Annotated in this window: 20 protein-coding genes; 11 read left to right on the forward strand and 9 right to left on the reverse strand. The window is 61.0% G+C overall.

The window, feature by feature from the left end:
• Nucleotides 1-445: 445 nt before the first annotated feature.
• The 4 genes from ACEN8E_RS17345 to ACEN8E_RS17360 all read right to left on the reverse strand — a co-directional run bounded on the left by ACEN8E_RS17345 (nt 446) and on the right by ACEN8E_RS17360 (nt 5,495).
• On the reverse strand, nt 446-601 hold the full coding sequence (locus ACEN8E_RS17345; protein WP_495589157.1) for a DUF2474 domain-containing protein: 156 nt from the start codon (nt 599-601) through the stop codon (nt 446-448).
• Nucleotides 588-1,604 (reverse strand): cytochrome d ubiquinol oxidase subunit II, encoded by a 1,017-nt coding sequence (gene cydB, locus ACEN8E_RS17350; protein ID WP_495589158.1) that lies wholly within the window; start codon nt 1,602-1,604, stop codon nt 588-590. Before cydB ends, ACEN8E_RS17345 begins: the two co-directional genes overlap by 14 nt.
• 17 nt (nt 1,605-1,621) lie before the next feature.
• Complete coding sequence (locus ACEN8E_RS17355; protein WP_495589159.1) at nt 1,622-3,043, reverse strand: cytochrome ubiquinol oxidase subunit I; 1,422 nt, start codon at nt 3,041-3,043, stop codon at nt 1,622-1,624.
• Between the two features lie 127 nt (nt 3,044-3,170).
• Complete coding sequence (locus ACEN8E_RS17360) at nt 3,171-5,495, reverse strand: FdhF/YdeP family oxidoreductase (protein ID WP_495589160.1); 2,325 nt, start codon at nt 5,493-5,495, stop codon at nt 3,171-3,173.
• A gap of 711 nt (nt 5,496-6,206) precedes the next feature.
• Here ACEN8E_RS17360 and moaA point away from each other — a divergent pair.
• Both moaA and ACEN8E_RS17370 read left to right on the forward strand, forming a co-directional pair.
• The gene (gene moaA / locus ACEN8E_RS17365; RefSeq protein ID WP_429373282.1) at nt 6,207-7,205 is read left to right on the forward strand and encodes a GTP 3',8-cyclase MoaA; all 999 of its coding nucleotides are present in this window, start codon (nt 6,207-6,209) and stop codon (nt 7,203-7,205) included.
• Nucleotides 7,206-7,210: 5 nt separating this feature from the next.
• Nucleotides 7,211-8,110, forward strand: a complete 900-nt coding sequence (locus ACEN8E_RS17370) for a bestrophin family protein (RefSeq protein WP_495589161.1) — start codon at nt 7,211-7,213, stop codon at nt 8,108-8,110.
• Nucleotides 8,111-8,407: 297 nt separating this feature from the next.
• Here ACEN8E_RS17370 and ACEN8E_RS17375 read toward each other — a convergent pair whose 3' ends face one another.
• Both ACEN8E_RS17375 and moaB read right to left on the reverse strand, forming a co-directional pair.
• Nucleotides 8,408-9,613: a molybdopterin molybdotransferase MoeA gene (locus ACEN8E_RS17375; RefSeq protein ID WP_495589162.1), complete on the reverse strand. Its 1,206-nt coding sequence runs from the start codon at nt 9,611-9,613 to the stop codon at nt 8,408-8,410.
• Nucleotides 9,610-10,149: a molybdenum cofactor biosynthesis protein B gene (gene moaB / locus ACEN8E_RS17380; RefSeq protein WP_495589163.1), complete on the reverse strand. Its 540-nt coding sequence runs from the start codon at nt 10,147-10,149 to the stop codon at nt 9,610-9,612. The genes ACEN8E_RS17375 and moaB overlap by 4 nt, the downstream gene beginning before the upstream one ends.
• Before the next feature lie 284 nt (nt 10,150-10,433).
• On the opposite strand from moaB, the gene ACEN8E_RS17385 reads away from it, so the two are divergent.
• The 7 genes from ACEN8E_RS17385 (at nt 10,434) to ACEN8E_RS17415 (ending at nt 16,754) form a co-directional block, all read left to right on the forward strand.
• Nucleotides 10,434-11,324, forward strand: a complete 891-nt coding sequence (locus ACEN8E_RS17385) for a LysR family transcriptional regulator (protein ID WP_495589164.1) — start codon at nt 10,434-10,436, stop codon at nt 11,322-11,324.
• Between the two features lie 146 nt (nt 11,325-11,470).
• On the forward strand, nt 11,471-12,298 hold the full coding sequence (fdhD, locus tag ACEN8E_RS17390) for a formate dehydrogenase accessory sulfurtransferase FdhD (RefSeq protein WP_495589165.1): 828 nt from the start codon (nt 11,471-11,473) through the stop codon (nt 12,296-12,298).
• Nucleotides 12,299-12,341: 43 nt separating this feature from the next.
• Nucleotides 12,342-12,848, forward strand: a complete 507-nt coding sequence (moaC, locus tag ACEN8E_RS17395; protein ID WP_495589166.1) for a cyclic pyranopterin monophosphate synthase MoaC — start codon at nt 12,342-12,344, stop codon at nt 12,846-12,848.
• Nucleotides 12,845-13,096 (forward strand): MoaD/ThiS family protein, encoded by a 252-nt coding sequence (locus tag ACEN8E_RS17400; protein WP_495589167.1) that lies wholly within the window; start codon nt 12,845-12,847, stop codon nt 13,094-13,096. The genes moaC and ACEN8E_RS17400 overlap by 4 nt, the downstream gene beginning before the upstream one ends.
• A gap of 3 nt (nt 13,097-13,099) precedes the next feature.
• Nucleotides 13,100-13,588, forward strand: a complete 489-nt coding sequence (moaE, locus tag ACEN8E_RS17405; RefSeq protein ID WP_495589168.1) for a molybdopterin synthase catalytic subunit MoaE — start codon at nt 13,100-13,102, stop codon at nt 13,586-13,588.
• 44 nt (nt 13,589-13,632) lie between these two features.
• Nucleotides 13,633-14,988, forward strand: a complete 1,356-nt coding sequence (chrA, locus tag ACEN8E_RS17410) for a chromate efflux transporter (RefSeq protein WP_495589169.1) — start codon at nt 13,633-13,635, stop codon at nt 14,986-14,988.
• A 470-nt stretch (nt 14,989-15,458) separates the two neighbouring features.
• A complete protein-coding gene (locus ACEN8E_RS17415) occupies nt 15,459-16,754 on the forward strand; it encodes an NAD(P)/FAD-dependent oxidoreductase (RefSeq protein ID WP_495589170.1) in 1,296 nt (431 codons plus the stop codon).
• Between the two features lie 159 nt (nt 16,755-16,913).
• Here the strand turns inward: ACEN8E_RS17415 and ACEN8E_RS17420 are convergent, their stop codons facing one another.
• Nucleotides 16,914-17,696: a DeoR/GlpR family DNA-binding transcription regulator gene (locus tag ACEN8E_RS17420; RefSeq protein ID WP_495589171.1), complete on the reverse strand. Its 783-nt coding sequence runs from the start codon at nt 17,694-17,696 to the stop codon at nt 16,914-16,916.
• Between the two features lie 442 nt (nt 17,697-18,138).
• Here ACEN8E_RS17420 and speF point away from each other — a divergent pair, with 442 nt between their 5' ends.
• Entirely contained in the window at nt 18,139-20,322 is a 2,184-nt protein-coding gene (speF, locus tag ACEN8E_RS17425) for an ornithine decarboxylase SpeF (RefSeq protein ID WP_495589172.1), read from the forward strand.
• A 49-nt stretch (nt 20,323-20,371) separates the two neighbouring features.
• Here the strand turns inward: speF and ppk2 are convergent, their stop codons facing one another.
• Both ppk2 and ACEN8E_RS17435 read right to left on the reverse strand, forming a co-directional pair.
• Nucleotides 20,372-21,190 carry a polyphosphate kinase 2 gene (gene ppk2, locus ACEN8E_RS17430; protein ID WP_495589173.1) on the reverse strand — a complete coding sequence of 273 codons (819 nt, stop codon included), beginning with the start codon at nt 21,188-21,190 and terminating at the stop codon, nt 20,372-20,374.
• Between the two features lie 58 nt (nt 21,191-21,248).
• Nucleotides 21,249-22,970: a SulP family inorganic anion transporter gene (locus ACEN8E_RS17435; RefSeq protein ID WP_495589174.1), complete on the reverse strand. Its 1,722-nt coding sequence runs from the start codon at nt 22,968-22,970 to the stop codon at nt 21,249-21,251.
• Nucleotides 22,971-23,290: 320 nt separating this feature from the next.
• Between ACEN8E_RS17435 and ACEN8E_RS17440 the strand changes: the two genes are divergently transcribed.
• On the forward strand, nt 23,291-23,743 hold the full coding sequence (locus ACEN8E_RS17440; protein WP_495589175.1) for a hypothetical protein: 453 nt from the start codon (nt 23,291-23,293) through the stop codon (nt 23,741-23,743).
• Nucleotides 23,744-23,986 lie beyond the last annotated feature (243 nt).

A 23,986-nucleotide genomic window follows, 5' to 3' on the forward strand; every position in this document is an offset into this window, starting at 1 on the left:
CGCGGGCTGCCTGAATCCCCGCGGTGTCCCGGCGTTTTTCGCGAGCAAGCTCGCTCCTACAGAGAAACGAGTTCAATAGCGATCAGGCCGGCCGGTAGGCCGCCTCGCTTTTGCTTTTGCTTTGGCTTTTGATCTGCTTGCCCCGTCGAGAGGCCGAGTGGAGGTTCTGCGCAGTGGGCAACCCGGCATGGATGCCGGGTTAGCCGCGTACGGCCATGGATGGCCGATCGCGGCGGGCCCACGGAGCAGGACCGGAGCGAGGGAATGCCGAGCCTTGGCGAGGCACCGAACGTCAGGGGCAAGAGCCCTTGGTTACTTGGGGCTCTTCCAAGTAACCCGCCGTAAAGGCGGAACCGTCAGCGGCCATTACCGCAGAAATGGATATTCACCCAATCCAATCCATACATACGCCTCAAACTGAACTGCCCCCCTCAATGACTTGCTATCAGTGACTACTCATCCCCGCCGCCTGCATCAACATCCGCAATCCCCCCGCCACCACCCCCAACCCAACCACACTGCCCAGCCAGATCACCACCAGCCACCCCAGGCGCTTGTACCAAGACACCGGTGCCCGTTCACAAGAATCAATGATAGCCATCGCCAGTCCTCACTTTTCCGCGAAACACGTAATAGCTCCAAACCGTGTACATCAAGATGATCGGCAAAATGAACAGCGCCCCGATCAGGATGAACAACTGGCTGGTCGCCGGTGACGCCGCCGCCCACAGGCTGATGGAAGGCGGCACGATGTTCGGCCAGATACTGAACGCCAGGCCGATGTAGCCCAGGAACACCAGCATCAGGGTGAAGGCGAACGGCCAATGGGTGTGGCGCTGGCGCAAGGTCTTGAGCAAGCCGAACACCGCCAGCAAGGCCAGCACCGCCAGACCACCGAACACCGCCAAATGCGCATGGGCAAACCAGCGCGTGGCGATTTCCGGATGGAGAATCGGCGTCCACACACAGATCACGCCGATCACCGCCAACAGCAGCCACGCCAGCGGCCGGGTAAACAGGCGCATCCGCGATTCCAGCATGCCTTCGGTCTTGACCAGCAACCAGGTGCTGCCCAACAGCGCATAGGCAATGATCAAGCCGACACCGCAGAACAGCGGAAACGGTGCCAGCCAGTCCAGCGCCCCCCCGGCGAACTGCCGGTCGACCACCGGAATACCGGCTATGTAAGTGCCGATCACCACACCCTGGGAGAACGTCGCCAGCAGCGAACCGCCGATGAACGCCATGTCCCAGATATGACGCTTTTCAGGGCTGGCCTTGAAACGAAACTCGAACGCCACGCCGCGGAAGATCAAGCCGCACAACATCAGGATCAACGGCAGGTACAACGCTTCCAGAATCACCGAATAGGCCAGCGGGAATGCGCCATACAACGCCGCGCCGCCCAGCACCAGCCAGGTCTCGTTGCCGTCCCAGACCGGTGCCACGGTGTTCATCATCACATCGCGCTCCTTCGCATCCGGGATCAGCGGGAACAGAATGCCCAGCCCCAGATCGAAGCCATCCATGATCACGTACATCATCACGCCGAAGGCGATGATCACACCCCAGATCAGCGATAAATCGATACCTTGAATACCCATGATTCAACTCCCTTCCTTCAATTGACGCGGGCGTCGGTTTCGAGGATTTCGGCGTCGGCAGACAGTGGCCGGCGCGGTGTGATCACCTGGTCGGAATGCCCGCCTGCGGAATGCCCGTGATGCGGCTGCGGCCCTTTACCGACCAGTTTCATCATGTAGCCGATGCCCACCGTGAACACCGAGAAATAGATCACCACGAACAGCGCCAGCGAAATGCTCAACTGCGCGACACTGTGATTCGACGCGGCATCGGCGGTACGCAGCAGGCCATACACCACCCATGGCTGACGCCCGACTTCGGTGGTGATCCACCCGGCCAGCATCGCGATCAGCCCGCTTGGGCCCATCCACAGCATCAGGCGCAGGAACCAGCGGTTGCGGTAAATCGCCCCGCTGCGGCGCAGGGCCAGGCCGAGCACGCCGGCCAGCACCATCAACATGCCCAGCCCGGCCATGACGCGGAAACTCCAGAAGATCACCGTCGCATTGGGCCGGTCCTCTTTCGGGAAGCTCTTGAGCGCCGGGATCTGCTTGTCGAGGCTGTGGGTCAGGATCAGGCTGCCCAGGTACGGAATCTCGATGGCGTATTGGGTCTTCTCGGCTTGCATGTCGGGGATGCCGAACAGCACCAGTGGCGTCGCTTCGCTCCCGTTGTTTTCCCAGTGGCCTTCAATCGCAGCGATTTTCGCCGGTTGATGTTCCAGGGTGTTCAAGCCGTGGGCGTCACCCACCACGGCCTGGATCGGCGCGACGATCAATGCCATCCACAACGCCATCGACAGCATCTTGCGCACTTGCCGGGTGTCGTTGCCGCGCAACAGATGCCAAGCCGCCGACGAGCCGACAAAGAACGCCGTGGCCACGAACGCGGCAATCGCCATGTGCGCCAGGCGGTACGGGAACGACGGGTTGAACACGATGGCCAGCCAGTCCAGCGGCATCACGCGACCGTCGACGATCTCGAAGCCCTGGGGCGTTTGCATCCAGCTGTTGGACGCGAGAATCCAGAAGGTCGAGATCAAGGTGCCGATGGCGACCATGACCGTCGAGAAGAAGTGCAAGCCACGCCCTACCCGGTTCCAGCCGAACAGCATGACCCCGAGGAAACCGGCCTCGAGGAAGAACGCGGTGAGCACTTCATAGGTCAGCAACGGCCCGGTGATGCTGCCGGCGAAGTCGGAGAAGCGGCTCCAGTTGGTGCCGAACTCGTAGGCCATCACCAGCCCGGAGACCACGCCCATGCCGAAGTTGACGGCGAAGATCTTCGACCAGAAATGGTAGAGATCGCGATAGGTGTCGTTGTGGGTCTTCAGCCAAAGGCCTTCGAGCACCGCCAGGAAACTGGCCAGCCCGATGGTGATGGCGGGAAAGATGATGTGGAACGAAACCGTGAACGCGAATTGAATCCGCGCCAGGTCCAGTGCCTCCAGGTTAAACATGTCGATATCCTCATCGCGGCTGAAAAACGGCGGCGCACGGCCGGGCCACCGTCAGGCCGGAGGGCCTGCAGCCAACACAAGTCGAAAGGTATGCAGTGAGCGGGCGCGGCACCGGGCCGCCCCGCTGCTATGCGGCGGAAGTCGAAATCAGGCTGCTGGCCTTGGCCTGCTCCAGCCGGATGGCAACGAACTTGGAGGTCGGGGTGAAGGTACGGTCACCGTAGCTTTCCAATGGCACCAGCGGATTGGTCTCCGGGTAGTACGCCGCCGCCTGACCGGCCGGAATGTCGTAGGCGATCAGGGTGAAACCGCTGACCCGACGTTCGCGGTCGTCGTCCCACAGCGCCACCAGGTCAACCTTCTGCCCCGGTTCGAAACCCAGCCGGCGAATGTCCTGCTCGTTGGCGAACACCACGTCGCGCATGCCGTACACCCCGCGATAACGGTCATCCAGGCCGTACAGCGTGGTGTTGTACTGATCGTGTGAACGCATGGTCTGCAAAATCAGGTGCGGCTTGACGGCCAGGTTGCGCACACCCTCGCTGATCAGGTGCTGCGGCAACACGCTCGCGGTGAATTGGGCTTTGCCGCTGGCGGTTTTCCAGATGCGCCGGGCCGCGTCGTTGGGCATGTGGAAACCGCCCGGATGCAGCAAGCGCCGGTTGAAATCCTCGAAGCCGGGAATGGTGTCGGCAATCATGTTGCGGATGCGGCCGTAGTCGCCGATGGCCCACTTCCAGTCGATCGGGTGCTTGCCCAGTGTGGCGGCGGCGATGCCGGCGATGATTGCCGGTTCCGACAGCAGGTGTTTCGACTTGGGCTTCAGTTGACCGTGAGAGATGTGGATCATGCTGAAGGTGTCCTCCACGGTCACGCCCTGCGGGCCTTCGGCTTGCATGTCGATGTCGGTGCGGCCCAGGCACGGCAGGATCAGCGCTTCACGGCCGGTGACCAGATGGCTGCGGTTGAGCTTGGTGGCGATGTGTACGGTGAGGTCGCATTTGCGCAACGCAGCGTGGGTGCGCGGCGTGTCGGGGGTGGCCTGGGCGAAATTGCCGCCCAGGGCGATAAACACTTTTGAACGCCCCTGCTCCATCGCGCCAATCGCCATCACGGTGTTGTGGCCATGCTCACGCGGCGGCTTGAAGGAGAAGCGTTTTTCCAGGGCATTGAGTAACTCGGTGGGCGCCAGTTCATTGATGCCCATGGTGCGGTCGCCCTGCACGTTACTGTGACCGCGAACCGGCGACAGGCCCGCACCCGGACGGCCGACGTTGCCGCGCAGCAACATCAGGTTGATGACCTCCTGCAGCGTCGGCACCGAGTGCGTGTGCTGGGTCAGGCCCATCGCCCAGCAAATGATCACCCGCTTGGCGCGGGCGTACATGCGTGCGGCGAGTTCGATGTCGGCGAGGGTCATGCCCGATTGCTGCTCGATGTGCTCCCAGCTGGTTGCGTCGACTTCGGCCAGGTAGGCATCCATGCCCGAGGTGTGTTCAGCGATGAACTCATGGTCGAACACCGGTTCGCCGCCGGTGGCCTGTGCCTCGCGTTCCCACTGCAACAAGAACTTGACCATGCCGCGCATGACCGCCATGTCACCGCCAAGTGCCGGGCGGAAGTACGCGGTGTTGGTGGGCTCGGAGCCATTCATCAGCATTTCGATCGGGTGCTGTGGATGCTGGAAGCGCTCCAGCCCACGCTCCTTCAGCGGATTGATGCAGATCACCTGGGCACCACGCTTGACCGCTTCGCGCAACGGCTCAAGCATCCGCGGGTGGTTGGTGCCGGGGTTCTGGCCAATGACGAAGATCGCATCGGCATGCTCCAGATCGTCGAACACCACGGTGCCTTTGCCCACGCCGAGGCTTTCGATCATGCTCACCGCGCTGGCTTCGTGGCACATGTTGGAGCAGTCCGGAAAGTTGTTGGTACCGTAGGCCCGGACGAACAGCTGGTAGAGAAAGGCGGCCTCGTTGCTGGCCCGGCCCGAGGTGTAGAACTCGGCCTGATCCGGCGATTCCAACGCGTTGAGGTGCCGGGCGATTGTCGCGAACGCTTCGTCCCAGGTGGTTTCCACGTAACGATCGGTGGCAACGTCATAGCGCATCGGGTGAGTCAGGCGCCCCTGATACTCCAGCCAGTAATCGCTCTGTTCGGCCAGCGCCGAGACGCTGTATTTGTTGAAGAAGGCCGGGTCAACCAGACGGCCCGTGGCTTCCCAGTTAACGGCCTTGGCACCGTTTTCGCAGAACTTGACCATGCCGTTTTCCGGCGACTCGCCCCAGGCGCAACCGGGGCAGTCGAACCCGCCGTTCTGGTTGGTCTTGAGCATGGCGCGAATATTCTTCAGCGCGTTTTCACTGCCCAGCCAGTTCCTGGTAACAGCGATCAGCGCGCCCCAACCGGCGGCGGCACCTTTATAGGGTTTGTAGCGGTCGACTTGAGTCATGGTACTTCTCCGTGACAATGCACACAGGCTACGACCTGATTCAGGCCATTGATCGTTTGACGGAGAAAGCATATGAACAGGGATTAATTACTGTCTAATCGCTATTTATGACCACATGATCGAGGATATTTATCGTCGATATTTATTGTTTATTATCAATGGTTTATAAAATTTAAACAGCCATTTACGCAGTAACTTTTTTCATCATAGATGCACTCGATCAACCGGTTGCCAATAGTGATTGGACGCCCCCTGAAATTGCTCTTAGCCTGCGCTCAACAGATCCGTTATCAGCGCATTTTTTGTAGGAGCGAGCTCGCTCGCGATGGACTCAAGAGCACCGCGTTCAGCCAGCAAGCCCGCGTAATCGTTAACGACCATCGCGAGCAAGCTCGCTCCTACATCTGCGCTCAACAAATCCGTTATCAGCGCAATTCTGTAGGAGCGAGCTCGCTCGCGATGGACTCAAGAGCACCGCGTTAAGCCGGCAAGCCCGCGTAATCGTTAACGACCATTGCGAGCAAGCTCGCTCCTACATCTGCGCTCAACAAATTGGTTATCGGCGCATTTTTTGTAGGAGCGAGCCCTGCTCGCGATGGACTCAAGAGCACCACGTTCAGCCAGCAAGCTCGCGTAATCGTTAACGACCATCGCGAGCAGAGCTCGCTCCTACACGGAACATTCATTCAATGCGTGCCAAGCGAGGGTGTCATGTCAGAACGTGTCTTGATCGATGGATTCTCCCGGCGCGTGGACTATCTGCGGATGTCGGTCACCGACCGCTGCGATTTCCGTTGCGTGTACTGCATGGCCGAGGACATGCAGTTCCTGCCACGCCAACGGGTGCTGACGCTGGAAGAGATTTATCAACTGGCACAAAGCTTCGTGGCGCTGGGCACCCGCAAGATCCGCCTGACCGGAGGCGAGCCGCTGATCCGTCCGGGCGTGGTGCAGTTGTGCCAGAAGATCGCCGCCCTGCCCGGCCTGCGTGAACTGTGCATGACCACCAACGGTTCACAGCTGGCCAAACTGGCCGAGCCGTTGTTCGAGGCCGGGGTCAAGCGCCTCAACATCAGCCTCGACTGCCTGGACCCGCAACGCTTTCGCGAACTGACCCGCACCGGTGATCTGGCGCAGGTCATCAAGGGCATCGACGCGGCCAACCAGGCCGGATTCCGTAACACCAAGCTCAATTGCGTGGTCATGAAAGGCCGCAACGACCATGAGATCAATGATCTGGTGAGCTTCGCCATCGACCGCAACCTCGACATTTCCTTCATCGAGGAAATGCCGTTGGGCACCATCGACGAGCACAGCCGCGCCGAATCGTTTTTCTCAAGCGCCCAGGTCCGCGAACGCATTGCCGAACGCTACACTTTGATTGATTCCGCCGAGTCGACCCAAGGGCCGTCGCGCTACTGGCGCCTGGCCGAGGCGCCACAGATTCGCCTGGGGTTCATCTCGCCCCACAGCCACAACTTTTGCGGCACCTGCAATCGGGTGCGGCTGACCGTGGAAGGACGTCTGTTGCTGTGCCTGGGCAATGAACACTCGGTGGATCTCAAGGCTGTTCTGCGCAGCCACCCCGGACAGCCCGAGCGCCTGGAAAAAGCCATTATCGAGGCGATGAAACTCAAGCCTTATCGACACAACTTCGAAGTGAACGACGAGGTACAGGTCATTCGCTTCATGAACATGACGGGCGGCTGACCCCTATGATCGTGAGACCCAAACCCAACCTGATCGGCGTCCTGACGTCCCTCAAGGGTTCGATTGCCAAGCGCATTGCCTGGCGCAGCCTGATGGTGACGTTGCTTGCCTCGGCCATCGTGCTCGTTGAAACCTTGCATCCCAGCTACTTTTCCAAGGTCAGTGCAACACCCTTCACGCTGCTGGGTTTGTCGCTGTCGATCTTCATGAGCTTTCGCAACAACGCCTGCTACGACCGCTGGTATGAAGCACGCAAGGCGTGGGGCGAAGTGATCGTGGAGGTGCGCTCGATGATTCGTGAAACCCTGGTCATCAAGGACACGGATGAGCGACACACCATCCTCAGCAACCTGTGCGGCTTTGCCCATGCCCTCAACGCGCGGCTGCGCCGGGAGAACGAACTGGCCGCCAGTGGCGACTGGCTGCACCCGATGCCCACGGGCGACACCACGGACATCAGCGGGCAGATACTGATGCAGGTCGGCCAGCAGTGTTCGACTCTCAACGAGTCCGGGGCGATCAACGACTGGCGCTACACGCTCATGGCCAACCACCTGACCTGCCTGACCCACGCCCAGGCGGTCTGTGAACGGATCAAGAACACCCCGCTACCGTTCCCCTACACCCTGTTGCTGCACCGCACCATCTACCTGTTCTGCATCCTGTTGCCGTTTGCCATGGCCGAGCCCCTGGGCTGGTTGACCCCGATTTTCACCGCGATTGTCAGCTACACCTTTTTCGGCCTGGACGCGATTGCCGATGAACTGGAAGACCCGTTCGGCCGCGATGAAAATGACCTGCCCACCGACGCCATCGTGCGCAATATCGAGCGTGATGTACTGGCAGCACTGGGCGTGACGGAACTGCCGCCACAACTGGAGCCGGTGGATTTTGTGTTGAACTGATATTCAGGAAAAACGCATAACCTGTGGGAGCGAGCCTGCTCGCGAAGGCGTCAGGTCAGCCAACATCTCTGTTGGATATGCCGGCCTCATCGCGGGCAAGCCCGCTCCCACAGGGATTGTGGCTGGCCGTGAGATTGGCGTTCACTGAAGATCAAAACCGTGGGAGCGAGCCCGCTCGCGAAGGCGCAGGATCAGGCAACATCTGTGTTGAATGTGCCGGCCTCTTCGCGAGCAGGCTCGCTCCCACAGGAATTTCAGGCGACCGCAGGAATGGCATTCACAGTTTGTCCGGTGTATTCAGAACAGCTCGCTGAAGGGAATGAATCGCGCGATGTCGCCCACCACCAACGCGCAACCTACCGGCACTTCCACCAGCCCATCGGCCCAGGAAGCCCCCAACAAAACGCCTGAGCTCTGGTTCGGATACAGCACCGCTCGGCCGGCTTCGAGTTTTGCCCTGAGGTACTCGCGCCGACTCCCGGGTCTGGGCCAGGCAAAGCCGAGCGAGACCGGAAAGCTCAAGGGCTTGACGTCTTCGACACCCTGAATCCGCAACAGGTAAACCCGGGCCAACAGACCGAACGTGACCAATGCCGATGTCGGATTGCCCGGCAGGCCAATCACCGGCACGTGGCCGAAGTGGCCCACGGTCAATGGCTTTCCGGGTTTGATCGAGAGTTTCCACAGCAACGGCTTGCCGCACTCACGCAGCACCTGACCGAGGCAGTCAGCGTCACCGGCGGACACGCCGCCAGTGCTGAGCATCAGGTCAGCGGCGTGTTGCAGCTGTTCGAGCTTGAGCCGAGTGTGGCGTGGCTCGTCGGGGAGGATGCCGGCATCGATGACCTCGCAACCCAGCACACTCAACCAATGGCTCAACAATGTGCGGTTGCTGTTGTAAATGCTGCCGGGCTTGAGTGGCGTGCCCGGGTCGACCAGTTCATCGCCGGTAGACAACAACGCCACCCGTGGTCGCCGCACGACCTGCACATGGGTGCAGCCCTGCGCCGCCGCGACCGCCAATTCGAACGGACCAAGGCGCTTGCCGGCGCGCAGCAACACATCGCCGACGCCGTTCTCCTGGCCTTGCGGACGGATGTTATTGCCCGCGCGCAGTGGCTGCTTGAACCGGACACGTCCGTCATCCAGCACCTCGGTGTTTTCCTGCATCTCCACGCAGTTGGCACCCGGCGGAACAGGCGCGCCGGTGAAGATGCGCGCGCAGGTTCCCGGTGCCAGGGCTTCGGGGGTGTGTCCGGCAAACACCTGCTGCGACACGCTCAGTGGCTCCCCGTCCCAGCCATCGACATTCAAGGCATACCCGTCCATGGCACTGTTCGGCCACGGCGGCAGATCGAGGCTCGCCACCAGGTCATTGGCCAACACCCGCTGCCGGGCGGCACTTAACGGCACCGCTTCGCTGTCTTCAATCCTGTGTGCTTCGGCCATTATCAGCAGCCGGTCGATGGCTTGCTCCACCGACATCAGCGCTGCAGCGCTCATCCCCGTGCCCCGCAGGCTTGCACGGGCTTGAGATGCGGGACGAAATTGCACGGCCGGTGGCGAGCGTCGAGTTGCTCGGCGAGGATGCCTTCCCACGCGGTCCGGCAGGCGCCCGTGGAACCCGGCAGGCAGCAGACCAGCGTGCCATTGGCCAGCCCGGCCAGTGCCCGGCTCTGCACCGTGGAGGTACCGATGTCGAGGATCGAAATCGCCCGGAACAGCTCACCGAATCCATCGATCTGCTTGTCCAGCAAACACGCCACCGCCTCGGGCGTGCTGTCGCGGCCGGTGAACCCGGTACCGCCAGTGATCAGCACCACCTGAATGCCGTCGTCGGCAATCCAGTTCGCCACCTGCGCGCGGATCTTGTACAGGTCATCCTTGAGCAGGTTGCGCTCGCTGAGGGTGTGGCCGGCTTCCAGCAAACGACTGACAAGTAGTTGGCCGGAAGTGTCATTGGCATATTCGCGAGTATCGCTGACCGTCAGCACGGCGATATTCAAAGGGATAAACAACGCATCCGGTTTAACGCTCATGGAATTCTCCGTCAGATATGAATTAAATAACTTTCGGAGACTAAATCGATAAAACGAAGACTGTCTAATCACTCTAACCAACCAGACTATCGAGCCGCTCTATCATATAAAAAACAGGAAAACACCATCGACGATAGAGCGCATCGATAACCCCTTAAATACCAGTGATTGGACGCACGCCAAAGACAGTGAGATCGTCCACACCTCACGTTTTCCGCCACGCCTTGTGTCTTGCGTACCTGAGTCAATACTTACCCTTCACTCCCCCGTCAGCAGGTGCCGTCATGGACATCAAACAACTCAAGTTCCTGATCGCCCTGGAGCAGACCCGCCACTTCGGCCAGGCTGCCGCGCGCTGCCACATCACCCAGCCCACCCTGTCCATGCGCCTGCGCAACCTGGAGGATGAACTGGACCTGGTGCTGGTCACCCGGGGTCAGCGCTTCGAGGGTTTTACCCAGGCCGGCGAGCGGGTGCTGGCGTGGGCCAGAACCCTGCTGGCCGCCCACGACGGGCTCTTCGCCGAGGCCGCCGCGTGCCGGGGCCAGCTCGTCGGCAACTTGCGCCTGGGCCTGGTGCCGCTCAGCAGCTTCAACCCCGTCACCTACATTCAGGGCCTGTCCCGCAGCTTTCCCGAGCTTAAGTACAGCCTGTCTTCCCTGAGTTCCGACCAGATCATCGAGGGCCTGGGCAACAACCAGCTTGACCTGGGCGTGTGCTACCTCGATCACGTCAACCCGAGCTATTTCGAGTTTTTCGAGATCGGCGCAACCCGCGTCGGCCTGCTCTATGACACCCGCCACTTCCATTTCGACGGTACGCAAATGAGCTGGGAGGATGCCGCCGAACTGCCGCTGGGGATGCTCAGCAACGGCATGCACTACCGCAAATCCATCGACCTGAGCTTTCGCAGCCGTGGACTGGACCCGCAGCCGATCCTGGAAAGCGATTCGACTTACCAATTGCTGCAGGCGATTCACGAAGGTTTCTGCTGCGCGATCATGCCGCTGGACAGCGGCCTGGAAGAACCCATCGAACACCTGTCGTTCATCGAATTGCCGGATGCCAGTGTGCTCGCCCCCCTGGGCCTGGTCATGCGCAAGACCGAACCGCGCTCGGCAATTGCCGAGAAGTGTTTCGCCGAAGCCCGAACTTTATTCAGCCGGACTCACTGATCAAGTTTCGGTTTTATATAAAACCGAAAAAGACATGTTTGCCCAACCTGATAGACATCACCAATCGGCGCATCGGAACAAGCGATTGGACGCATTGAAACGTTACCCGTAGCCTGAACTCAATTCAGCGCTTCGAGGTTCTTTATATGTTATGCCAAGTTGAACAAGCCGATATTCGAAGCGACACCAACGCCCCCGCGCCCAAACCGCTGAGTGTGAACTTTCGCGAATACGACAACACCGCGTCAGTCTGTCAGGCGGCGCTGGCTTCGGAGATCGCCCTGGCAATCACCTACAACGGTTTGAGTCAGGCCGTGATGATGGTGTCGCCGGGCAACCTCGAAGATTTCATCCGAGGTTTCAGCGTCAGCAACGACATCGTCGAAGACCAGAGCGAAATCTACGACCTGCGCCTCACCCATTTCGACCAGGCCGTTCAAGCCGACGTGCAGATCTCCAGCCGCGCGTTCTGGGCACTGAAGCACCATCGTCGGCAAATGGCGGGCACCAGTGGCTGCGGACTGTGCGGCGTGGAAGCGCTGGAGCAGGCCCTGCCGAAACTGCAGATTCTCGATCCGGTTCCCCTGCCGCCCGCCGAGCATTTCATCGACATTCGCGGCCGCATCGAACAGGCACAACAGATGGCCCGCAGCAGCGGCGCGTTGCACGCGGCGCTGTACTTCGACCGCCAAGGCAACGCACTGATCTGCCGCGAAGACATTGGCCGCCACAACGCGCTGGACAAACTGATCGGTGCCCTGCAACACGCCGGCGTCGACAGCCGCAGTGGATTCACCGTGGTCACCAGTCGTTGCAGCCTGGAACTGATTCACAAAGCCGTCAGGGCCAGGCTCGGCACACTGGTCAGCCTTTCGGCGCCCACTGCCCTGACCGTGCAATGGGCAATCAAACATCGCCTCAACCTGATTCACGTCCCACACCGAAATGCGCCACGCATTTACAGCCCGGCATGATGCCTTCACCTGATCACCGCGCTGGCAAGCGCAGGAACCTCCCATGACAGACCTTTCAGATGTATCGCCCAATGGCCTGACCCACCTCGACCGTCAGGGTCGCGCCAACATGGTCGATGTCAGCGAAAAAACCTCGACGCTGCGTGAAGCCAAAGCCCAGGCCTGGGTGCGGATGCGCCCGGAAACCTTGAAGCTGATCCAAAGCGACGGCCATCCCAAGGGCGATGTGTTTGCCGTCGCGCGGATCGCCGGAATCATGGCGGCGAAGAAAACCCATGAGCTGATTCCGCTGTGCCACAGCCTGCTGCTCAGTTCGATCCACGTCGAACTCAAGGCCTGCACACCGGACAGCGTGAAAATTCTCGGCACGTGCCGCGTCGAGGGCCAGACCGGGGTCGAACTGGAAGCCCTGACCGCCGTCAGCGTGGCCGCGCTGACCCTCTACGACATGTGCAAGGCGGTGGACCGCGCCATGGTCATCGATGACATCCGCCTGCTGAGCAAACAGGGTGGCCGCTCCGGTCATTTCAAGTTCGAGGACGCACAATGATCCTGATCAACTACTTCGCCCGTTACCGCGTGCAACTCAACCTGGGCGGTGAAAAGCTGCCACTGACCGACAGCCTCAAGACCATCGAAGACGTGCGCCGATTGCTGATGGCTCGCGGTGAGGTGTGGAGCAACGTGCTGGGTGAAAACAACCTGATGTGTGCCCTGAACCAGGAGCTGTGCCATCCGGACCAGGTGATCGGGGACTATGACGAGATCGCCTTTTTTCCACCGGTCACCGGGGGTTGAGACATGACGGTTCGGGTCCAGCGTGAAGCGTTCGACGTCAGCCGGTTGATCGACAGCCTGCAGGCGAACGATCCGGGTGTGGGCGCCGTGGTCAACTTCGTCGGCTACGTGCGCGACATCAATCAGGGTGAGGCAGTCGCCGGGTTGTTTCTGGAGCATTACCCCGGGATGACCGAACGCTCGCTGCAGAACATCATCGACAACGCCAGGGCCCGCTGGCCGCTGCGGGCCGTGGAGATCGTGCATCGGATCGGCTCGTTGTCGATCAGCGAGCCGATCGTGTTTGTCGGCGTCAGCAGCCCCCATCGGCAAGCCGCTTTCGAAGCCTGTGCGTTCATCATGGACTACCTGAAAACCGACGCGCCGTTCTGGAAGCGCGAAGACGTGGCGGGCGGCACACGCTGGGTCGATGCCCGTGACAGCGACCGGTCAGCCGTTGCGCGCTGGGTAGATGTGCAGCATCAGACGACTATCCAACACGCTTCGGTGTAGCTACAGTCATTGGCTCAAAACGCCTCTGCACAAGGAGTTCCCGCTTGAGCCCCACGCCCTCCCCGATCACGGAGCAGGATGTGCTGCCCCGGTCCATCAGCCTGCGCGAAGCCTTTCTGTTCTGGCTCAAGCTCGGTTTCATCAGCTTTGGCGGACCGGCCGGGCAGATTTCGATCATGCATCAGGAACTGGTCGAACGCCGGCGCTGGATCTCCGAGCGACGCTTTCTGCATGCCCTCAACTACTGCATGTTGCTGCCCGGGCCTGAGGCGCAGCAGCTGGCGACCTACATCGGCTGGCTGATGCATCGGACCTGGGGCGGCGTGATCGCTGGCGTGCTGTTCGTGTTGCCGTCGTTGTTCATCCTGATTGCACTGTCCTGGGTGTACATTGCCTTTGGCGAAGTGCCCGTGGTCGCCGGGTTGTTCTACGGGATCAAGCCGGCGGTCACGGCCATCGTGGTGCAGGCGGCTCACCGGATCGGCTCGCGGGCGCTGAAGAACGGCTGGTTATGGGGCATCGCCGCCGCGGCTTTCGTGGCCATCTTCGTGCTCAACGTGCCGTTTCCGCTGATCGTGCTCGGTGCAGCGGTCATCGGTTACTTCGGCGGACGGCTGGCACCGGAAAAGTTCAGGACCGGCGGCCACGGTGCGGCGAAACAATCCTTCGGCCCGGCGGTGATCGACGACGACACCCCGACCCCGGAGCACGCCCGTTTCAGTGGCTGGAAACTGGCGCGCCTGGCCATTGTCGGAGCGATCTTGTGGACACTGCCCATGGCCATGCTCACCGCGCTCTTCGGCTGGGAAGGCACCTTGACCCAGATGGCCTGGTTCTTCACCAAGGCCGCGTTGCTGACCTTCGGCGGCGCCTATGCCGTGCTGCCGTACGTTTACCAGGGCGCGGTCGGTCACTACGGGTGGCTGACGCCGACGCAGATGATCGATGGCCTGGCGCTCGGTGAAACCACGCCGGGTCCGTTGATCATGGTCGTCGCCTTTGTCGGTTTTATCGGCGGCTACGTGCATCAGCTCTTCGGTCCGGATCAGGTCTTTGTCGCAGGTGCCATAGCGGCCACGCTGGTGACCTGGTTCACCTTCCTGCCTTCGTTCCTGTTCATCCTCGCCGGCGGGCCGTTGGTGGAGTCGACGCACAACGAACTTACCTTCACCGCGCCACTGACGGCCATTACGGCGGCCGTGGTGGGCGTGATTCTCAATCTGGCGTGCTTCTTTGCCTACCACGTGCTTTGGCCCAAAGGCTTCGAAGGACGACTGGACTGGCCTTCGCTGCTGATCGCCCTGGTGGCGGGCATTGCGTTGCTTCGTTTCAAGCGCGGGGTGATCGAGGTGTTGACCGGCTGCGGGTTGATCGGCCTTGGTGTGCACCTGATGTCCTGAACCAGGCATTTACACGCGTCACAATCCTCCCTAGTATCCAGCCATCCCCGGATGGCTTGTGCTACTCGCCACCGACGATTTGCGCCGCCGGAAACCTGCGCCATGCGTACTTTGCCGTCAGAACAGCACCTGCTGAACATTTCGCTCCAGGCCACCTCGCTGCTGGCCCTGGACGGCATTGCATGAAGCGCATCGTCAACCTGCCCATGGCCCTGCGCCGTTCCAAACTGCGTCATTCCGCACGTCCGCCGGATAGCGCCCTGCTCGCCTGATCGGCGAGCACCCTCCTCCTTTCGCTCCCGCTCAGCCATACACAGAACCTGTGGGAGCGAGCCTGCTCGCGAAGGCGGTGTGTCATTCGACATCAACGGTGAATGGCACACCGCCTTCGCGAGCAGGCTCGCTCCCACACATTGCGTATTTCGACTGACCGGCATTGAGCTTCTCCCCCATTCTGCCTGGACACTGACATGACTCAACGTTGCAATTCCTACTACACCGCCACCCTCGACCAGGACACCGATTACCCGACGCTGCAAGGCCGGCACCGGGTTGACGTGGTGATCATCGGCGGCGGTTTCACCGGCGTGGCCACTGCCGTCGAGCTCGCGGAAAAAGGCCTGAAGGTCGCCATCGTCGAAAGCCACAAGATCGGCTGGGGCGCCACCGGGCGCAATGGCGGCCAGGTCACCGGCAGCCTCTCGGGCGATGAAGCCATGCGCAAACAAATGCGCCGCACCCTTGGCGACGAGGTCGACGACTTCATCTGGAACCTGCGCTGGCGCGGGCACCAGATCATCCGCCAGCGCGTGGAAAAGTACGGCATCGCCTGCGACCTCAAGCACGGCCACCTGCACGCGGCGTACAAGCCCGCGCACATGGATGGCTTGCGCAAGGATTACGCTGAGGCCGTGCGCCGTGGCATGGGCGATGAGGTCAGCCTGCTCGACCGCAGCCAGGTCCGCGACCTGCTGCAAAGCGATCTCTACCATGGCGCGATCAAGAACACCCGCAACATGCACCTGCACCCGCTCAACCTGTGCATCGGCGAGGCCCGCGCCGCCGAAAGCCTGGGCGCGCTGATCTTCGAAAACAGCGAAGTGCTGGAGATCATCCATGGCGACGGCCTGCACCAGAGCCCGGGCGTACGGACCGCCCACGGGCACATCGAGGCCAATCAGGTACTGCTGGCCGGCGACGTCTACCACAAGCTGGAACCGGGCAAGCTCAAGGGCAAGATTTTCCCGGCCATGGGCGGCATCGTCACCACCGCGCCGCTGGGCGAGCTGGCCCGACAGATCAACCCCGAAGACCTGGCGGTCTACGACTGCCGTTTCGTGCTCGACTACTACCGCCTCACCGCTGACGGTCGCCTGTTGTTCGGTGGCGGTGCCAACTACAGCGGCAAGGACTCACGCGACATCGCCGCCGAGCTGCGCCCGTGCATCGAGCAGACCTTCCCGGCGCTCAAAGGCGTGGCCATCGATTACCAGTGGAGTTGCGCGATGGGCATCGTGATCAACCGCATCCCGCAACTGGGCAAGCTGTCGGACAACGTCTGGTATTGCCAGGGCTACTCCGGCCACGGCATCGCCACCACCCATATCATGGGTGAAATCATGGGCCGGGCGATCACCGGGCAGCTGGAGCAATTCGATACGTTCGCCGCCTGCCAGCACATCCGCGTGCCCATGGGCGACCTGCTCGGCAACCCGATGCTCGCGGCCGGCATGTGGTACTACCAGATGCTTGAGCGACTGCGCTGAGGTTGTTGGCCGGTACATTCAGCTTGGATGTTGTTTGTGCTGGCCTCTTCGCGAGCGGGCTCGCTCCCACAAGGGTTGTTTGCCGACCTCAGTCCCTGTGGGAGCGAGCCTGCTCGCGAAGGGGCCGGTACATTCAATACATCTGCCAGCAAAAAATGATCAAGCCTGCACCACCTCAACCCCCAACACCCGGTAGTCCTCGACACTGCCTGACGCCACATGCTGCTCGGTGATCAGCGTATGCACGCGCTGACAAGGCGCGACGACAAAGGGTTCCACTGCGCCGAGCTTGTCCGCCGTGGTGACGGCAATCACGTGGGAAGCACAGTCGAGCATCGCCTGTTTCACCGGCACTTCATCGAAGTGCAGTGAACTGAGGCCCACCTGCGGGTGAATCGCGCAGACCCCGGTAAACAGCAGGTCGGCCTTGATGCCCGCCAGCAGCCGCAGGGTTTCGTGGCCGCTGGCCGACATCGTCGCCGGGTTGAGCTGGCCGCCGGCCAGGATCACCTTGATGCCTTTGTATTCGGACAAGGTAATGGCCGTCATCGGCGACGCCGTGATCGCGGTGATGGCGATGTCCGCCGGCAGCGAGCGCGCGATCTGCAAGGTGGTGGTGCCAGAATCGAACACCACGATCTGGCCGTCCTGCACCCGTCGCGCCGCCAGTTGCGCCAGATGGGTCTTCACCTCATCGATTTCGCTGATCCGGGTGAAATAGTCCTTGCCCGTGTCTTTGGGCCGCGGCAACGCCCCGCCGTGCACCCGCTGCACCAGGCCGGCGCTGGCCAGGTCCGCCAGGTCGCGGCGGATGGTGTCTTCGGACACCGCGAAATGCTGGCTCAACTCCGCGGCCATGACCTTTCCGTCACGTTCGAGGATCAACAGGATTTTTTGCCGGCGCACTGACGGCAGTTCGGCAGCAGAATGATTGTTGCGCATGTTTTCGCCCGTTTATGCGTGTATCTGCGTGTTTTCGCGAGATTAGCCAAAGCATGGGTTAAACACAAACGGCCGGCGGGGAAAACACCTCCCGGTATCATTTTTTTCGATCTTTCAAATCATTACAGCGAATTTTTTATTTGCCTGTGACCTGTTCAAGATGGCGCCGTCACTCATGTTCTGGATGGAAACTTCATGAATATCAATTTTGCCTTTGCGTGCATGATCGTAGTCTCGTTCACGATTGCACTGGTACACGCCTGACCGCTATCGGTGGGCCATGGCCTCTCGTCCAACAAATCGCTAAAAGCCTGACATATCAGGAATATGCTCTATAACCAGTGGTGACATGATTTCCGATCAGGGGAACTGGAAGGCTCCCTCGGAAATTGTTCTCTAAAAAAGCCGCGGACAAATGAGTGCCCGCCAGGAGACACCACCCATGAAAGCTCTGAAAATCGCCGCCAGCGATGGCACCCCCGAATGCTTCCTGAACGCCCGGGAGGTAGTCCCGCTCAGTCAGACCGACTTCACCGACGTCGCCGTGGCCGTGGTGTCGGTCGATGATGTGTTGGCTGGAGCGTTGGACGTCATTCAGCGCACCGGTTTCGATGTGCCGATTTTCCTGGTGCCCTCCCCTGGCACCAGCACCCGCCCCCGGGAAGTCTACAAGTACCTGAATGACGTGCTGCTGCAAGTGAACGGCATCTTCGACCTGTCCCCCAGTAACGTCGAATACCATGGCAACCAATTGGAGACAGCGGCCAAAGCCTATGAAGAGAGCCTGCTGCCGCCCTTCTTCGATTCGCTCAAACGCTACACCGAGGCCGCCAACGCGACCTTTGCCTGCCCCGGTCACCAGGGCGGCCAGTTCTTTCGCAAGCACCCGGCCGGCCGGCAGTTCTTCGACTTTTTCGGCGAGACGCTGTTTCGTGCCGACATGTGCAACGCCGACGTCAAGCTCGGTGACCTGCTGATCCACGAAGGCCCGGCGCTGCTGGCACAGAAACACGCAGCCCAGGTGTTCAACGCCGACAAGACCTATTTCGTGCTCAATGGCACCTCGGCATCGAACAAGGTGGTGACCAACGCCTTGCTGACTCCGGGCGACCTGGTGCTGTTCGACCGCAACAACCACAAGTCCAACCACCAGGGCGCGCTATTGCAGGCCGGCGCCACGCCGGTCTATCTGGAAACCGCGCGCAACCCCTACGGCTTCATCGGAGGGATCGACGCCCACTGTTTCGAAGAAGACTACCTGCGCGAACTGATTGCCGAAGTCGCACCGGACAAGGCGCAACTGCCGCGTCCGTTCCGCCTGGCGATCATTCAACTGGGCACCTATGACGGTACCGTCTACAACGCCCGGCAGGTGGTCGACCGCATCGGCAAGCTGTGTGACTACATCCTGTTCGACTCGGCGTGGGTCGGTTACGAGCAGTTCATCCCGATGATGAAAGACTGCTCGCCACTGCTGCTCGACCTGAACGAGAACGACCCGGGCATCTTCGTCACGCAATCGGTGCACAAACAGCAGGCCGGTTTTTCCCAGGCCTCCCAGGTGCACAAGAAAGACCGGCACATCAAGGGCCAGGCCCGCTATTGCAACCACCACCGGCTCAACAACGCCTTCATGTCCCAGGCGTCCACCAGCCCGTTCTACCCACTGTTCGCCTCGCTGGATGTCAACGCACGCATTCACTCCGGCCGCAGCGGCCTGCGCCTGTGGGAGGACTGCGTGAAGTTCGGCATCGAAGCGCGCAAGCTGATTATCGAAGCCTGCACCATGGTCCGGCCGTTCGTGCCCTCCACCATCGAAGGGCGCGCATGGGAAGACTACCCGACGGACGAAATCGCCAATGACATCCGCTTCTTCGAGTTTCATCCGAAGGACCGCTGGCACGCTTTTGGTGGCTACGCCGAGAAGCAGTACTTCATCGACCCGTGCAAACTGCTGTTCACCACACCGGGCATCGACCCGGTGGACGGCAGCTACACCGACTTCGGCATTCATGCCGGCATCCTCGCCAACTTCCTGCGGGAAAACGGCATCGTCCCGGAAAAATGCGACCTGAACTCGATTCTGTTCCTGCTCACCCCGGCTGAAGACTGGGCGAAGATGACCCACCTGGCCGCGCAAATCGCCCGTTTCGAACGCTTCATCAGCGATGACGCACCCATGAGCCGGGTGCTGCCGGCCATCTACGCGCAGCATCAGGAGCGCTATCGCAACTACACCATCCGCCAGCTCTGCCAGGAAATGCACGACCTGTACCGCAGCCACAATGTGCAGCAGTTGCAGAAGAACATGTTCCGCAAGGAACACTTCCCGAAAAAGGCCATGAACCCGCAGCAAGCGCAGATCGAATACATCCGTGGCAACGTCGAACTGGTGGCGCTGGCGGATGCCGACGGGCGTATCGCCGCCGAAGGTGCGCTGCCCTATCCGCCGGGCGTGCTCTGCGTGGTACCCGGAGAGATCTGGGGTGGTGCGGTGTTGAAATACTTCCTGGCCCTGGAAGAAGGCATCAACCGTTTGCCCGGCTTCACACCGGAGCTACAGGGCGTCTATCTGAAACACGAAGGCGGTCGCACCCGGGCGTACGGGTACGTGATCAAGGCCTGACGGCATGCAGCAGGAGCCGGCGTGGGCCGGCTCCTGTGCAACGCCTCGATCAGAATTTTTCCGCAATGTACTTGTACGGATAGACCGGTTCCCGATAGTTACCGGGAGCTTGCCGCTTGGGCAACTTCACTTTTTCCCGCGGCACTTCCTCGTAAGGGATGCTGCCCAGCACATCGCTGATGATGTTCAGTCGTGCCCGCCGCTTGTCATTGGAGTTGGCGACCCGCCAAGGGGCGAATTTGGTGTCGGTGTACTTGAACATGTCGTCCCGGGCACGGGAGTAGTCGTACCAGCGGTTATAGGACTTGAGGTCCATCGGCGACAGCTTCCAGATCTTGCGCCCGTCGGTGATACGCGCCTTGAGGCGTCGGGTCTGTTCCTCCTGGCTCACTTCAAGCCAGTATTTGATCAGGATGATTCCGGATTCGACCAGCGCCTGCTCGACTCGCGGCGCCACGGTGAGGAACGTGCGCACCTGCTCTTCGCTGCAAAAGCCCATGACCCGCTCGACACCGGCGCGGTTGTACCAGCTGCGATCGAAGATCACCACTTCACCGGCGGCCGGCAGGTGCGGCAGATAACGTTGCAAGTACATCTGGCTTTTTTCCCGGTCGGTCGGGGCCGGCAACGCTATCACCCGGAACACCCGCGGACTGACCCGTTCGGTCAGCGCCTTGATGGTCCCGCCCTTGCCGGCGCCATCACGGCCCTCGAAGATGATGCAGATCTTGGCGCCCGTGTGCTGCACCCATTCCTGCAGCTTGACCAGCTCGACATGCAGCCGCTCCAGTTCTTCGAGATAAACCTTGTTCTTGAGCTTTTCTCCTTCGGCCGGTTTGCTTTTCGGTGCCGCCTTCTTCTTTGCCATGCCCGTTATCTCCTTCAATGCATCACACCGCGTCCGGAGTACGCCCGGCCGCATTCATTCAACGTCGAGTGCGCTGGTAATGTTCAACCGCCTGCTCCAGGTTCAGGAACATGCGGGCCTCGCCCAGCGTATGGCCCAAGGGTGCCTTGATGACCATGTCCCATACGCCCGGGCTCATGCCCACCAGCCACAATGAAATGCCTTTTTCCTGCATTCGCTGTTCCGCCCCGGTGAGCATTTTCAGGGCCGTGTATTCCAGGTCGAACACGCTGCGCAGGTCCAGGATCACCACGGCGGGCCTGGCTTCTTCGATCAGCGGGTGCATCTTCATGCCGATGCGCTGGGCGTTGGCGAAAAAGATCCGGCCTTCGGGCCGAAGCAACAGCAGCCCGTCAAAGTGTTCGTCCTCGAGGTGTTCGGCGGACTGCGGCCGATACACATTGGTGCCAGGCTTGCGCCCGAGGATGTGCACGGGTGGGTCCGAGACTTGATAGGCCAGTGCCACCAACGAAACGACAATCGCCACGACGATCCCTTGCAGCGTGCCCAGCAGCATCACGCCGATCATGGCCACCACGGCCCAGGCAAATTCGGTACGGCGCACCGAGAGGATCTCGCGAAATTCCGCCGGCTCGATCAGGCCCACCGAATACACGATCACCACGGCGGCGAGCGTGGCGTTGGGCATCAGGCCAATCAGCGGTGCCAGCAGCAGGCACGTGCCCAATGCCAGTGCAGCGGTGACCAGTGCAGCCAGTTGCGAACGGGCACCCGCCAAGCGGTTCACCGCTGTTTGGGTGGTCCCGCCACCTGCGACCATGGCGCCGAGAAATGCGCCGCCGATGTTGGCAACGCCGGTGGCCAGCAGCTCCCGGTTCGGTTGTGGCGCGGGTTCGTCACTGCGGGCGAACGCACGCCCTGCCGCGATGGTTTCGGTGAAACTCATCAACGCGATGCCCATCGCCGAAGGCCAGAGGGTTTCGGCCAACGACCATACCGGCAGGGTTGGCGCCGGCAATCCGATCGGCACCACGCCGACCGCGGACACGCCAAAGCGCTCCAGGCCAAACAGGCTCATGCCGATGATGCCAAGCGCCACCGCAATCAACGGTGCCGGCAGTCGCGGGGTAAAACGTTTCATGCCGACCAGCAGCAGTACCATGAACACGCCGACCGCCACGGTCGGCAGCGAGGCATGCCCGATGCTCTGTACCGTGGCCAGCAGATTGTGCAGGAAGCCACCTTTGTCGATGTGAGTCCCCAGCAGCTTGGGTAACTGGTCGAGCACGATGACCACGCCGATGCCGGCCTTGAACCCCACCAGCACCGGTTCGGAAATGAAGTTGGCGACGAAGCCCAGGCGCAGCAACCCCGCGACGATCAGGATCGCCCCCACCATCAATGCCAGCGTGGCGGACCCCGCCAGCAAGGTCGCGGCATCGCCATCGGGGCTGATCTGGCCCAACGCGGAGCCGGCGAGAATGGCCAGGGTGGTTGTGGTGCTGACACTGAGCGGGCGTGAGGTACCGAGTACGGCATAGATCACCATCGGCACCAGCACCGTGTACAGCCCGACCTGTACCGGCAGGCCGGCAATCGTGGCGTACGCCAGCGCCTTGGGAATGACCACGGCCGCTGCCGTCAGCCCGGCGACCACATCGCCTCGCAGCCAGTCGGGCCTATAACTGCCTAGCCACTCAGGGATCAACAGGCTGCGCAAGATACCCCGTTGTGGAGCGCCTGGACTGCGCTCCTGCAGATGGCTGCCTTGTTGATTCATGAGTCACTCCAGTCACAATTCGTCCGGTGCGGATGATGAGTGGGCTCAACTGACCGCACAATCCTTTAACTGCACGCGTAACCACTGCAAACCGCATCGGCATCCAGACGCGTGTGCCAGCCGGCAATCCACGCAGGTTCGGCCAGTTACAAATGTAGCCGGTTTGCGCGGTCCCGCTGCTCCGTGGCTGGCGAAGGGCACAGACGCCCCACCATCACCGGTCAAAAATGGAAAGCCTTATCCGGACGACGTCAGAGGGCGATAATTGAGCTATACCCGCTAATTCTCCCATTGCAGTTCTTCAACTCAGGAGTTTGGCAATGAAACTCAAAATCTCACTGGCAGCACTCATGGTCGCGGCAAGCCTTTTCGGCTGCGCCACGTCATCGACCCATGGCGTGAACGTCAATTTGGTTGCCACCCGGCAAAACGCCGGTCAGATCGGAAACGTCACGTTGACGGACTGGGACAACAAGACCGGGCTCAGTTTCTTCATCAGCGGCGCTCCATCCTACGTTTCCCTGCCCTTGCGCCTTTACTCGTTCATCAATAATGGCAGCTGCGAGCGCCCCGGGTCTGTCGCCTATGCGATGAACAACATCGTTGTCACCGAACGCCAACCCATACGTGGCTGGACGTTTTCGAGGTCGGCACCTGTGTCCTTGCAAACCCTGCTTGCCGGCAAATACTCGGTGGTCGTGCGAACGGCTGCGACCGATGGCAACTACGATATTTTCTGCGGGGATATCAAGTCTGCAGAGCCGGTGAAATAGCCACGGCCACTTCAGGTCAGCCCTCCTGCCGATACCGCTCGTGCCACCGATTGTTCAGTGCGAGCGGCGACAGCGGGAAAAACCCTGGTCACATACCTGTCATTACTCACTGATAACGTCTTGGCGCTTCCCCGAACCGCATCCGCTCGATCTCCGATCGCCAGTTCCCTGTACCGGGGCTTTGCCCCTCCGCTCAAGGTGACACTTCAGGTGTACTCAAGCACGACGCGCAAGCAAATCATC

This window comes from Pseudomonas sp. Pseusp9 (genome assembly GCF_059491265.1).